At 61.1% G+C, this 401-nt stretch carries 1 protein-coding gene; it reads right to left on the reverse strand.

The features are described 5' to 3' along the window. Positions 1–361: hypothetical protein (locus GVL50_RS28630; RefSeq protein WP_371926055.1), on the reverse strand; the 361-nt coding region annotated here is incomplete at its 3' end. Between the last annotated feature and the right edge of the window lie 40 nt (positions 362–401).

Consider the following 401-nt stretch of genomic DNA (forward strand, 5'->3'; position numbering starts at 1 on the left):
CGGGCTGCACAGCGAACACCCGCGACACCCTCTGCGCGCTAACAGTATCCGGGGCGGCTTTGGGGAACACCAGGTCACCATCCTGGGTGCGCACGATCAGGCGAAAATCCTCGTGGCCTATGAGGAAATCGCTCAGCGGGTGCTCCTGCGAGCTTTCTTTGGCATGCTCGTCGATGTTGCTCAACAAGTGCCTGACGATGGCCTCTTTCTGAGCCAGGGTTTCTATCTGGCGTGCGCTGAGATTGTGGGCGGTGACCAGGTAGACGACGAGGCAAACGATGCCCAAGCCCACCAAACTCTGCACAGCGAGCCACAACGACAGACGAGCGCGCAACGAGTGCGCGCGCAGCGCGGGGTTCATTGCTGTCGGTCCTCCATCACATAGCCCATGCCACGCACTG

This window comes from Pseudomonas sp. 18058, assembly GCF_902706155.1.
Classification (GTDB): domain Bacteria; phylum Pseudomonadota; class Gammaproteobacteria; order Pseudomonadales; family Pseudomonadaceae; genus Aquipseudomonas; species Aquipseudomonas rustica.